Below are 12,743 nucleotides of genomic sequence, written 5' to 3' on the forward strand. Positions count from 1 at the left end.
TCTTTTCTTCTTTAATTAAAACAAATTTCCAGTTTTTCACCAAAGATTATATAGTTTGCAAAACATAATCTATAATGTTAAAAAATCTGTTTTGATATTTATATACAAAAAAATTTACAATAAACTAAATTAAGAGTTTCAGGAATATATTATGAAAAAACTTATTACTTCAGCCCTTCCCTATGTAAATAATGTTCCCCATCTTGGAAATATAATAGGATGTGTTCTTTCAGCAGATGTTTATGCAAGATTTTGCAGGCTAAGGGGATATGAAACACTTTATGTATGTGGAACAGATGAATACGGCACAGCAACTGAAAATAAGGCAAGGGAAGAAGGACTCACTCCAAAACAAGTTTGCGATAAATACCATGAAATACACAAAAATATTTACAAAAATTTTAATATTTCATTTGATATTTTTGGAAGAACCTCCTCTCCTGAACAAACAAAAATAGCCCAGGAAATATTTTTTGACCTTGAAAAAAACAATCTGATTAAAGAACAAACAACCAAAAGATCTTTTTGCCAAAATGATACAATCTTCCTTGCAGACAGATATATTGAAGGAGTCTGCCCTTTTTGCAATTATGAAGATGCAAGAGGAGATCAATGTGACAAATGCGGTAAACTCCTGGAACCGGAACTTTTAAAAGAACCAAGATGTAAAATCTGCCAAAACACTCCGATTTTAAAAGAAACTTCCCATCTTTACCTTAAACTTGATAAACTTCAGGAAAGCCTTGAAACCTGGTATAAAGAATCTTCTATCAAAGGCAAATGGACAAACAATGCCGTAAAAACAACAAAGGCCTGGTTTGATCTTGGTCTTTTACCAAGACCAATTACAAGAGACTTGTCATGGGGAATTCCTGTTCCCAAAAAAGGGTATGAAAACAAAGTCTTTTATGTATGGTTTGACGCTCCAATTGGATATATTTCCATGACGGCAAAAAAGAGAAGCGACTGGAAAGATTGGTGGCAAAACCCTGAAAATGTAGAACTTTATCAGTTTATGGCCAAAGACAATATTCCTTTTCATACAGTAATTTTTCCTGCTTCCTTAATTGGAACAGGCAAAAAATGGACTCTTTTACACCATATAAATGCAACAGAATATCTTAATTATGAAGATACAAAATTTTCCAAATCAAACAATATTGGAGTTTTTGGAACAGATGTAAAAGAAACTGGAATTGATATTGATTTGTGGAGATTTTACCTTCTTGCAAACAGACCTGAAAGAACAGATTCGGATTTTACCTGGAGTGATTTCATTGAAAAAGTAAACTCTGAATTTATTGATAATATTGGAAACCTTGTAAACAGAACCCTTACTTATCTTAAAAAGAATTTTGACGGTGAAATTAAAGATATTGATTCTTTTGAAGAACACAATGAATTTACAAAAACCTGTGCAAAGGAAGCAGATAAAATAACAGAATATCTTGAAAAAGTTAAAATAAGGGAAGCCATAAGGCAAGTTCTTTTAATTGGAAACAAGGGAAATAAGTTTTTCCAGGACATGGTTCCCTGGGAAAAAATTAAAACTGATAAAGAACATGCCCATGCAACTGTTTCTGCTCTTGCATATCTTGTAAGAAATATTGCCATAGCAATTTCTCCTTATATGCCTGATACTTCCAATAAAATTCTTGATATTTTAAACATTAAGAATGCTTCCTGGGAAGATATAAATAAATTCAAGGGACTTGATTCTCATAAAATTAACACCCCTGAAATTATCCACAAAAAACTTGAATCTTCCTTGGCTGAAAAATTCAAGAAAAAGTTCTCGGGTAATAGCCCTGAATTTGGGAAACTTCAGTTAAAAGCTGCAAAAATTATAGAAGTAAAAAATCATCCAAACGCTGAACATCTTTATCATTTAACAATTGATGCTGGCGAAGATAAAACAAGAAGTATAGCTGCAGCACTTGTAAAGCACTATTCAAAAGAAGAGCTCAAAGGTAAAAAAGTTATAATTCTTGCAAATCTAAAATCTGCTGAACTTAAGGGAATAATCTCAGAGGGAATGGTTCTTGTTTGTAAGAAAAAGAAAAAAATGGAACTTCTTGACAGTTCAAAGTTTGAAATTGGAGATTTGGTTGAAGTTGAAAATCAAAAAACTGATCATAGTGAAATAACAATTGAAGAATTTAAAAACGTTCCACTTCAGATCAAAGACTCTAAAATGATTTTTGATGAGGACAAAATTTGTTTTATAAAAGGAGTTGAGATTGAAACACAAAATCTCAAATCTGGCAAAATTTGCTGATGAAATAAACAAAGAAAAATTCAAAAATCTTTCTTCAAAAAAACAACATGAAATTATAGCGTCTTTTGCTTGTTTATGTTTTAAAAAAAATAAACCCTTAGATTTTTATAAAAAATATGAAACTTTTCATTCCTGGGTGGAACTTGACAGGTTCTACCCGGGAAACTGGTTAAATGATAAAGAAAAACTCCAGGGGTTTTTTGAATTTCATATTTCTTTTTCCTTAAATCCCCCAATTAATGATCTGGAAAAAAACCTTGAACTTAATACAAAATGGAATCCTTTATATAATCTTTCAATTTATTTAGATGAAATAAGAAGCCCTTATAATATTGGTTCAATTTTAAGAATTGCAGATAATTTTGGATTAAAAGGAGTTTTTCACTCATCTTCACATATAAACATTTCAAACTCTAAACTTAAAAAATCTTCAATGGGAACATCTAGATGGATTCCTTTAACTTTTATTGAAGACCCTGTTTCCTGGTTTTTAAATTCAGGTAAAGAAGTTGTTGCACTTGAAACAGGAAAAGACTCCCAAAATATTTCAGATTGGAATCCTTCAAAAAACTGCATAATTGTTGCAGGAAATGAGGAAAACGGAATTAGCAAAAAAATTTTATCATCCTGTACACAAAAAGTTCATATTCCAATGTTTGGATTTAAAAAATCAATGAATGTAAGCAATGCTGTTTCTGTTATCTGTTACAAATATATTGAAAAGATAAATAACCTGGCCGGCTAAGTTTTTTTAAATATCTAATCATAAATAACTTCTTTTAAATAAAGCCCATGAGGAGGTGCTGTCATTCCTGCACTTGCCCTGTCTTTTTTTTCAAGAATGGCTGGGATTTCATCTGGTGAGATTTTTCCAAGTCCAATCTGAACAAGGGTTCCTGTAATATTTCTAACCATATATCTTAAAAAACCGTCACCACTTACAATAATTTTTATTTTCCCGTTGGAAAAGGGTTTTACATCAAGATTAAAAATTGTTCTTATACTATGAGCTCTTAAACTTCCAGCAGCTTCAAATGATTTAAAATCATGTTTGCCAATTAAATAAGAAGCTGCCTTTTTCATTTTTTCAATATCCAGGGTCTGGCGTATATGCCAGATATAATTTCTTCCTATGGCTGGCCTTTGACTCTGGTTTAAAATTACATATTCATAGATTTTTGATTTTGCAGAAAATCTTGAATGAAAATCAAGGGGAACTTCAATACATTCTTTAATTGCTATTCCTTTGGGAACAAGGTGATCCAAGCCTTTTTCAAAAGATTTTTCAACAATTTTTGTATTACAGGTGAAATTTGCAACCTGGTTTAAGGCATGGACTCCTGCATCTGTTCTTCCTGATCCATGAACTTCAACATAAGAATTTGTCATAATTGAAACTGCTTTTTCAATTTCTCCTTGAATTGTTCTCACACTAGGCTGAATCTGCCAACCATGAAAATTGGTACCATCATATTCTATAGTTATCTTAAAATTTCTTTTCAATTTAAATCTACCTAAAGCCTGTCAACTGGAAGAAATGCCAAAAACTCTTCTGTATAATCGTTTAAGAAATATTTCATTTTGTCTTTATCAAACTTTGTCTTGCAATCCTTGCAATAAAAAAAAGCCTTTGTTCAGCTTCTTTTTAAAACTACCCTTCCATTACAATTTGGGCATCTTTCTTTAAGTTTTTTCATCTAACCTCCTAAAATTGTCTTGCCATTACTTAAATTAAAAGTAAAATAAGTTCTTTCAAAAAAACTGTATTTATACCAGAATAAGATAAAAAATTAAAGATGGAAAATATCATGGAAAAACTTCAATGCAAAGGTTTTAAAGCAGCTGGAATAAGCTGTGGAATAAAAAAGAACAATTTATTTGACCTTGGTCTTATTGTATCTGAAATTCCATCAAACGCAGCTGCTGTCTTTACAAAAAACAAAGCTGTGGCAGCTCCTGTAGTTGTATCCAAAGAAAACATTAATTCAAAAAAATGCTCTGCCGTTATTGTAAACAGCGGGAATGCAAATTGTGCAACTGGAAAACAGGGAATTGAAAACTCAAGAATAACTGTAGAAGAAACTGCCAAAATCCTTGGAATCGACTTTTCACATATTCAAGTTGGGTCAACAGGTGTTATTGGTCAGCAGCTCCCCGTTGAAAAAATCATTTCAAATTTAAAAACGCTTAAATCAAATTTAAAAAATGATTTTGATGATTTCAACTCTGCAATAATGACAACAGACAAGTTTAAAAAAAATATTGTTTTAAAAGAAAAAATCAATGGAAAAGAAGTAACACTTCTTGCCATAGCCAAAGGTGCTGGAATGATAAGACCTGATATGGCAACAATGCTTTGTTATGCATTAACAGATGCTGAAATTGATGAAAATGATATAAAAAACTTTCTTTTAAGAGCTGTAAATAAAAGCTTCAATAAAATAACAGTTGATGGAGACACAAGTACAAACGATACTGTTCTTTTAATGGCTAACGGTTTAAGCAAAGTAAAAATAGATTCCCACGAAAAATCTTTTGCCTTTCAAAATATGCTTGATAAAGCTCTTATTTATCTTTCAAGAGAAATCGTAAGAGATGGTGAAGGTGCAACAAAAGTTGTTAAAATTAATGCTGTAAATGCAAAATCTTATGAGGATGCTTTTAAAATTGTAGATTCAATTGCACATTCTAATCTTTTTAAAACAGCTCTTTTTGGTGAAGATCCAAACTGGGGAAGAATAATTGCGGCTGCAGGAAGATCTGGAGCTGAAATTGACCCTTATGAAACTGATATTTACTTTGAAGATGTGTGTATGATGGAAAAAGGATTCGGACTTGGCCATTTAAATGAAGAAAAAGCATTGGAAATAATGAAAAGAGATTCTTTTGAAATTACTATTGATTTAAATTCAGGGACATTTTCAGATTATATAATAACAAATGATCTTTCCTATGAATACATTAAAATAAATGCTGATTATAGAACATGACAGAAAAAATAAGACTTCAGAAATTTATTGGAAATTCAGGGTATTGCTCCAGAAGAAAAGCTGAAGAACTGATTTTGGAAAATAAGGTCAAGGTAAACAATGAAACTGCCACCCTTGGAACAAAAATTGATCCAAAAAAGGACAAAGTATATATAAACGGAAAAAAAATTGAGCTTAATGAAAAAACTGTTTATATTATGCTTAACAAGCCTCCTGGGTTTATTTCAAGCTGCAGCCATAAAGGGAAAAAAACTGTAATTGACCTGGTTGATGTAAAAGAAAGAGTTTATCCTGTTGGAAGACTTGATATGAACTCAAGGGGACTGATTCTTCTCATAAATGACGGAGAACTTCACAACAGACTTTCACATCCATCTTTTGATCATGAAAAGGAGTATCTTGTTAAAACAAATATCCCTTTGACCAACAAAGAGATTAAGCTTCTTTCTGAAGGTGTTGTAATAGACGGAAGAAAAACAAGGAAAGCTTTTATAAAAAGAAAAAAAAACGATTATTTAAGCATTACTCTTAAAGAAGGAAGAAATAGACAAATAAGAAAAATGGTTGAAACATTAAACAAAAAAGTTGTGGATCTTTTTAGAATAAGAATGTCTGAAATTTTACTTGGTAGTCTTCCTGAAGGTAAATGGAGATATCTCAGTAAAAATGAAATTAATAATTTGAAAAAATAATTTGACAATTAATTTTATAATGAGGCAGGTAAATAAGTTAATACTACCTGCCACAAAATTATCTACCTAATAAAAGTTCTTGGAAAAAGTTTAAGCATTCTATAAAGACCTGAAAACCTTTTTTTTATCCCTTTTCCATACAAGAAATCAACAATTCCTTTTAGTCCAAAATAAACATTTTTGCTATGGGGATGCCACCACATATTTCTTTTTACAAATGGTAAAATATCATTAACTATCACCTGGGGCTCTGTCATTTCAGCAAATCCTAATTCCCCATGTGCTCTTCCTATTCCTGACTCCTTAAATCCTCCCCAAGGGGTTTCTGCAAGCCCATGACTCATGAGATGATCATTTATAGTAACAGCACCGGCTTTGATTTTAGATGCTATCTTTATTGCATTTCTCCTATTAGAAGACCAGACTGAGGCTGTAAGGCCAAGATTGGAATCATTTGCTAAATCAATACCTTCATCCATATTTTTTATTTTCATCACACCAATTAACGGACCAAAAGTCTCTTCTTTCATTACAATCATTTCATGATTAACATTTGAAAGAACACAGGGACAAACAAGGTTATTCCACTTATTTTCATCGGTAGTAATTGATTTTGCATAAATTTCAGCTCCTTTTTCCAGAGCATCTTTTAGATGGCTTTTAACGGTTTCAACCTGTTTTTTTGTTGTCATCAAGCCAATGTCAACATTAAAATCTTCGTCATAGCCAATTCTTAAATTCTCTACTCTTATTTTAAGCTCCTTCATAAAAGGATCATAAATGTCCTCATGAACATAAACTCGCTCAACTCCTCCGCAGGATTGTCCTGCATTTTGAAATCCTGCCCAGATAATTCCATCCACGGTCCTTCCTATGTCTGCATCTTTGCATACAAGAGCAGCATCATTACCTCCAAGTTCAAGGCTTACAGGAGTAAGGGTTTCTGAAGCTTTGCCCATGAGATATTTTCCCACAGGAACAGAACCTGTGAAAAAAAGCTTGTCAATTCCATTTTCAAGAAAAGCATCTCCAGCTATTCTGCCGGGAATATTTACATAATTAAAAACATTTTCAGGCAACCCTGCTTCTTCAAACACTTCTTTTAAAATTTTTCCAACCATCTGGGTTTCTGAAGCAACTTTTAAAACAACGGTATTTCCTGCAAGAAGTCCCATTACAATTTCAGAAAAAGGAATTGCAAAGGGATAATTCCAGGGAGAAATAATTCCAATCACCCCAAATGGAACTTTTTTTATCCTGCTTATTTTATTTGAAAGAAGAAAGTTCCCGGGCATTATATATCTTGTTTTTAAATATTTTTTTGCCTTTTTTGTATAAAAAGCAGTAGCCATGGCAGCTGGTAAAATTTCAGAAAGCATTGCATCAATCTTGGTTTTACCATTATCTTCTACGATTGTTTTTGCAATTTCATCGGATTTCTCGCAAACAATAGAACTTAATTTCTTTATATAAAAAGTCCTTTTCTTAATAGGAAGCTCTTTCCATTCTTTTTGGGCTTTTCTTGAGTTTTCAATGATCGTTTTCAAAGAATCAACCGAATCAATCTTTGTTGACCCAGTTTTTTCACCGGTCGCCTTATTAAATGAAATTGTAACTTCATTGCTTGATTCATTTTCCTGAAGCATAAAGCCTCCTTTGTTTATAATGTTTGCCAAAAATTAACTTAACTTGATCTCATTTAACTCCAACACACTTAATACGATAAACTTAAAACACCACCGGAATTTTATATTTTTTTAAGAATCTAAATGACCCTAAGTCACCTAACCATAATAAAATTTTATTTTCAACAAATAACACAAGTTGTTAAAAATTAATTTTATGACTTTTTAAAGTCGTTTAAATATCACTAAAACTCTTTTAAAAACCGCTCTTTTTCGCCTTTTTTTCAAGCCAATTTAAAAATTTTATTCATCAACAATCAAGTATTGATCTGGTTTCATCTATATTTTTAAAACTCAAAACCCCTGATTTTACTCAGGTTTACTTAGACAATAAAAACAACTCCAAATAAAAATATATAATTAAATTATTTTCTTGATAGATTTTTTAAAAATTATACAATGAGTAATTAAATAAACAGACCTACAAAAAGATTTTTTATAATTATAATATAGTAATCAGTTTAAATTTAATCCGCAAATTTTGCTTAAAAAAAGAGAATAAAATATGATCAGACTTATGCTTCTTCTATCACTTCTTACAGCATTTCCACCGCTTTCCACAGCCATGTATCTGCCAGCTATTCCAACACTTGTAAGAATCTGGGATAAACCTCTTTACCTTGTGAACCTTACTCTTGTTATTTTCTTTGCAGTTTATTGTGTTTTCATTTTAATTTACGGCCCTTTATCTGACAAATACGGAAGAAAACCCCCACTTATAGCAGGGATTACAATTTATATTTTTTCTTGTTTTTTATGTGCTCTTTCCATTAATGTTTATATGCTTATTTTTGCAAGGGTATTCCAGGCTGCAGGAGCTGCCTCAGCTGCAACAATAGCACTGGCAATAGCAAAGGACAGATTTCCTCCAAACCAAAGGGAAAAGGTTTTAAGCTATATTGGCGTTATAATTGCCCTTGCTCCCATGCTTTCGCCAATGGTAGGAAGCCTTATTCTCATTTACTTTAAGTGGAGATGGATTTTTATAGTTCAGGCATTTTTTGGTATTATTTCAATTTTTTTTGTATCTTTTATGGCGGAATCCAATTTGGATAAAAAAGATGTCTCTATAAGACAACTGACCAAAGGATTTAAAAATACACTTAAAAACAAAAATTTCACTTCTCTTGTAATCTGCTTTTCAATGCTATCACTTCCAATCTTTGCATTTACTGCAGCATCTTCATTTATTTATATAAATATTTTCAATATCAAGGAAACCATGTTTTCCCTATATTTTGGAATCAATGCTGTCTGTCTTATGGCTGGTTCGCTTACTTGCGCAAGACTTGGATATAAAATTGGAACATTCAGACTGATTAATCTTGGAATTTTGGGTGGAATTTTAGGCGGAATTTTAATGCTTCTAAAACTTTTTGAAGGACCTTTGCAATTTCTCATACCAATGGCAGTAATTTCATATACCTTTGGTTTAAGCCGTCCGCCAGCAAACAATCTTATTCTTGAGCAGGTAACTCAAGACACAGGAACTGCCTCATCTTTGATGATTTTCTCCTACTTTATTCTGGGGGCTATTTCAATGGCAGTAGTTTCTCTGGAATGGCAGAGCAAAATCACCTATATTGGTTCTCTTGCAACTTTATGCGGACTTTTCTCTTTTATTCTATGGTGCTTTATAAAGCCACAAATTATTGCTAACCAAAAATCTATCAACTCAAGAAATTAAACAATCCCGGTCACACCGGGATCCTTAAATGGTCTTTTAGTGAGTATATTCAATAATCTTAACTTCTGGACCAACTTTTCTTATAATAGCATCTCTCATTTCAGCAAAGTGAGGACATGGGAATCCTATTGGGTTCCCCTTTGAAATACATGATGCAAAAACAATAACTTCAACTCCCCTGTCCACCATTATTTTTGCTCTTTGAACTGCACGTTTTCCAGGACATCCTCCGCAGGAAACAAAGCCAGCAATTTGAACAGGGCCAGCCAAGCTTGCCTTCTGAAGCAACTTTAAAATCTGTTGTTCCAGGACACAAATCTTCAGTTTGCTGACATCTTATAATTCCAGCTTTTTTCATTTCCAATATCCTCCCTTATATAATTAGTTAAAATCCAGCTTAGCAATCCAAGTTGTAAGCTGACTTTTTTATTAACCAGGGAATTCATCTTTTAAAAACAAAAAATATAATATTTAAAAAGACTTTTAATTCAAAGGCAGGTAATTAATATCTCAAAAAATGATTCGACTTATCAATTGTTTCAATGAAACCTAGATGAAATGAATTTCGTCCAGGTTTCAGCAGCTTTACTTAATAGCTTCAACAACTTTGATTAGTTTTTAAAAACAAAATTTTTTAAGATTGTTTTTTATCAAGAAACCCAAGCTTATAATAAAAACTATCTGCAAGAGCCTGCCAGCTAGCCTCAATAATGTCTTCGGAAACTCCCATGGTTGTCCAAATATTGTTTTCATCCCTTGATTCAATAAGAACCCTTACTTTTGATTCAGTTCCGCCGCTTCCATCAAGAACTCTTACTTTAAAGTCCACAAGATGCATGGATTTGATACAATCAAAAAATGATGAAAGTGCTTTTCTAAGCGCATTATCAAGAGCACTAACAGGGCCTTCACCTTCTGCTGCAGTAATTTTTTCAATTCCGTTAACTGCAATTTTCACCATTGCATGGGAAGAACAAAAACGTTCCAAATCCTTTTCAACAGTTACTCGAAATGACTTAAACTCAAAAGGAGGTTTAAATTCACCAGTAAGTTTTGACACCAAAATATGAAATGAAGCATCAGAAACCTCGTACTGGTAACCCTTTTGCTCAAGCTTTTTTATTTCATTAACTATAAATCTGCTGTCAACTTTTGCTTTATCAAGATTAATTCCAAGCTCTTTTGCCTTATATTCAATATTACTCTTTCCAGAATAATCAGAAACAATAACCCTTCTTTCATTTCCTACAAGCTCAGGCAGCATATGCTCATATGCTCTGGCATCTTTTTGAACTGCACTCACATGAACTCCGCCTTTATGGGCAAAAGCACTTTTACCTACAAAAGGTCTATTATTTAAAGGGGGAACATTGGCTGTTTCGCTTACAAACCTTGAGACATTTTTAAGTTTCTTTAAATTTTCATCTGAAATACAGTTTTTGCCCATTTTAAGGGCAAGAACAGGAATAATTGAAGTTATGTCAGCATTTCCGCATCTTTCCCCATAGCCGTTTATTGTACCCTGAACCATTGAAGCTCCTGCTCTAACTGCTTCAATTGAATTGGCAACTGCAAGACCTGAATCATTATGAGCGTGAATCCCAAGCCTTAAACTTGAAGTTTCACCAAGTTTCTGATTAAAAAAATCTGCCACAGCTGTTACAATTTCTGTTACTTCATGGGGAAGGGTTCCTCCGTTTGTATCACACAAAACAATAAAAAGAGCCCCTCCTTTATATGCTGCTTCAAGAGTTTCAAGAGCATATAAGGGATTACCCTTAAATCCGTCAAAAAAATGTTCTGCATCATAAATAATTTCACGGCCCTTTTCCTTAAAATAGGACACAGATTCTTCAATCATTTTAAGGTTTTCTTCAAGGCTGTTATTCATTATTTTAGTAACATGAAGATCCCAGGTTTTCCCAAACAAAGTAACCGCAGGTGAATTACTTTTTAAAATAGCCTGAATACTTGGATCTTCTTCGCATGTAAAACCAGCTCTTCTTGTTGCACCAAAAGCTGTGAGTTTTGAATTTTTAAATTCAATTTTTTTTGCTTCTTCAAAGAAAATAGTGTCTTTGGGATTAGATCCCGGCCAGCCTCCTTCAACATAATGAATACCAAATTCATCAAGTCTTTTTGCTATTTTGAGCTTATCTTCAACAGTAAAATTTATGTTTTCCCCCTGAGAACCATCTCTAAGGGTGGTATCATATAAGTAGACTTCCGGCATTAATCACCTTCCTGTATTCATTTCAGTAAATTCCGGAGAAAATTTCTCCGGATATTTATTACTGCTATCTATTAGTAGGACGAAGGGCTCTTACTGCAGCACCTGCCTGCCACATTTCAGAATCGTGTATTTCTTTAAGTTCCTTATTAAGTTTTTCTCTATAATCAGGAGCTGTATTAACCCTCATTACAACTTCAGTTTCTTTTCCAGTTTTAACTGAGTCGTAAAGCTCTTCAAAAACCGGCTTTACAGCTTCTTTAAATTTTGGAGACCAGTCAAGGGCTCCTCTTTGAGCTGTTGTTGAACAATTTGCATACATCCAGTCCATTCCGTTTTCCCCGACAAGACGAATAAGTGATTCTGTAAGCTCTTCTACAGTTTCATTGAATGCTTCACTTGGAGAATGACCGTTTTTTCTTAAGAGATCATACTGGGCTTCCATCACACCGCGAAGGCATCCCATAAGAACTCCTCTTTCACCTGTAAGGTCTGAATAAACTTCTTTTTCAAAGGTTGTGTGAAAAAGATAACCTGAACCTATAACTATTCCAAGGGCAAGACATCTTTCCTTAGCTCTTCCTGTAAAATCCTGGTGAACTGCAAAGCTTGCATTAAGACCATTTCCTTCAAGGAAATTAACCCTTACAGAACGTCCAGAGCCCTTTGGTGCAACAAGGATAACATCTACATTTTCAGGCGGAATTACTTTGGTCTGATCTTTGTAAGCAACTGAAAACCCATGGGAAAAATAAAGGGCGTCACCTTCATTAAGACACTCTTTAACTACAGGCCAAAGCTGAGACTGCCCTGCATCTGAAAGAAGATACTGAATAACAGTTGCTTTTTTTGCAGCTTCTTCTATTGGGAAAAGAGTTTCTCCTGGAACCCATCCGTCTTTTACAGCCTTGTCCCAAGAAGCACTATTCTGTCTTTGACCGATTATCACGTTAATGCCGTTATCTCTCATATTCATAGCCTGACCAGGACCCTGAACACCATAGCCAAGAACAGCAACTATTTCATTTTTCAAAATTTCTCTTGCCTTGTCCATTGTGAACTCGTCAGAGGTTATTACTTCTTCATCCGTACCACCAAAATTAATAATAGCCATTTTTTCTCCATTAATATTTATTTCTTAAATTAAACAATTTGATGACTAATTTTTACCAGACATCTTA

General features: G+C 33.1%; 10 protein-coding genes. 5 read left to right on the forward strand and 5 right to left on the reverse strand.

Features of this window, described 5'->3' with window-relative positions:
- Positions 1-151 precede the first annotated feature (151 nt).
- Both metG and RBR53_08155 read left to right on the forward strand, forming a co-directional pair.
- Positions 152-2,278 (forward strand): methionine--tRNA ligase, encoded by a 2,127-nt coding sequence (metG, locus tag RBR53_08150; protein ID MDY0132626.1) that lies wholly within the window; start codon positions 152-154, stop codon positions 2,276-2,278.
- Entirely contained in the window at positions 2,241-3,023 is a 783-nt protein-coding gene (locus RBR53_08155) for a TrmH family RNA methyltransferase (GenBank protein ID MDY0132627.1), read from the forward strand. The genes metG and RBR53_08155 overlap by 38 nt, the downstream gene beginning before the upstream one ends.
- A gap of 14 nt (positions 3,024-3,037) precedes the next feature.
- Here RBR53_08155 and truA read toward each other — a convergent pair whose 3' ends face one another.
- Entirely contained in the window at positions 3,038-3,781 is a 744-nt protein-coding gene (truA, locus tag RBR53_08160; GenBank protein MDY0132628.1) for a tRNA pseudouridine(38-40) synthase TruA, read from the reverse strand.
- A 305-nt stretch (positions 3,782-4,086) separates the two neighbouring features.
- On the opposite strand from truA, the gene argJ reads away from it, so the two are divergent.
- Together argJ and RBR53_08170 are read left to right on the forward strand one after the other, a co-directional pair.
- Complete coding sequence (gene argJ / locus RBR53_08165; GenBank protein MDY0132629.1) at positions 4,087-5,268, forward strand: bifunctional glutamate N-acetyltransferase/amino-acid acetyltransferase ArgJ; 1,182 nt, start codon at positions 4,087-4,089, stop codon at positions 5,266-5,268.
- Entirely contained in the window at positions 5,265-5,960 is a 696-nt protein-coding gene (locus RBR53_08170) for a pseudouridine synthase (GenBank protein ID MDY0132630.1), read from the forward strand. The genes argJ and RBR53_08170 overlap by 4 nt, the downstream gene beginning before the upstream one ends.
- A gap of 62 nt (positions 5,961-6,022) precedes the next feature.
- Here RBR53_08170 and RBR53_08175 read toward each other — a convergent pair whose 3' ends face one another.
- On the reverse strand, positions 6,023-7,606 hold the full coding sequence (locus RBR53_08175) for an aldehyde dehydrogenase family protein (protein MDY0132631.1): 1,584 nt from the start codon (positions 7,604-7,606) through the stop codon (positions 6,023-6,025).
- A gap of 544 nt (positions 7,607-8,150) precedes the next feature.
- On the opposite strand from RBR53_08175, the gene RBR53_08180 reads away from it, so the two are divergent.
- On the forward strand, positions 8,151-9,332 hold the full coding sequence (locus RBR53_08180; protein MDY0132632.1) for a multidrug effflux MFS transporter: 1,182 nt from the start codon (positions 8,151-8,153) through the stop codon (positions 9,330-9,332).
- Positions 9,333-9,368: 36 nt separating this feature from the next.
- Here the strand turns inward: RBR53_08180 and RBR53_08185 are convergent, their stop codons facing one another.
- The 3 genes from RBR53_08185 to ilvC all read right to left on the reverse strand — a co-directional run bounded on the left by RBR53_08185 (position 9,369) and on the right by ilvC (position 12,676).
- On the reverse strand, positions 9,369-9,602 hold the full coding sequence (locus RBR53_08185) for a CGGC domain-containing protein (protein MDY0132633.1): 234 nt from the start codon (positions 9,600-9,602) through the stop codon (positions 9,369-9,371).
- A 364-nt stretch (positions 9,603-9,966) separates the two neighbouring features.
- Complete coding sequence (gene cimA, locus RBR53_08190) at positions 9,967-11,565, reverse strand: citramalate synthase (protein MDY0132634.1); 1,599 nt, start codon at positions 11,563-11,565, stop codon at positions 9,967-9,969.
- A 64-nt stretch (positions 11,566-11,629) separates the two neighbouring features.
- The gene (gene ilvC, locus RBR53_08195; GenBank protein MDY0132635.1) at positions 11,630-12,676 is read right to left on the reverse strand and encodes a ketol-acid reductoisomerase; all 1,047 of its coding nucleotides are present in this window, start codon (positions 12,674-12,676) and stop codon (positions 11,630-11,632) included.
- Positions 12,677-12,743: the final 67 nt, after the last annotated feature.

This window comes from Desulforegulaceae bacterium (assembly GCA_034006035.1).
Taxonomy (GTDB): Bacteria; Desulfobacterota; Desulfobacteria; order Desulfobacterales; family JACKCP01; genus JACKCP01.